The 245-nt window shown below is 65.7% G+C and carries 1 pseudogene; it reads left to right on the top strand.

The features are described 5' to 3' along the window. Window positions 1-39: 39 nt before the first annotated feature. Window positions 40-245: pseudogene (locus SB772_RS44485) on the top strand (NAD-dependent epimerase); the annotation flags it as partial.

The raw sequence follows: 245 nt of genomic DNA, 5'->3' as shown, positions 1-245 counted from the left end.
CTCTGGAACTCGGTGCTTCATGCGCCTACCGGGCCCGCGGTGACCCAACGCGAAATGGCTGCGGCGTACGCGCAAGCAGCCGGCGTGTCCGCGCCGAAGGTTTCCGCGGTGCCGGCTTGGGCACTGCGGGGGCTCGGCCTCTTCTCCACCGACATGCGGGAACTCGCTGAGATGCTCTATCAGTTCGAGCGCCCGTTCGTCATGGATTCCACCGAAAGCCAGCAGCTCCTGGGTCAGGAACCTAC

It is taken from the genome of Paraburkholderia sp. SIMBA_030 (genome assembly GCF_046535245.1).
In the GTDB taxonomy this organism is placed as follows: Bacteria; Pseudomonadota; Gammaproteobacteria; order Burkholderiales; family Burkholderiaceae; genus Paraburkholderia.
The sequence above is the reverse complement of the archived record's forward strand: the minus strand, read 5'-3'. Positions and strand labels throughout refer to the sequence as shown.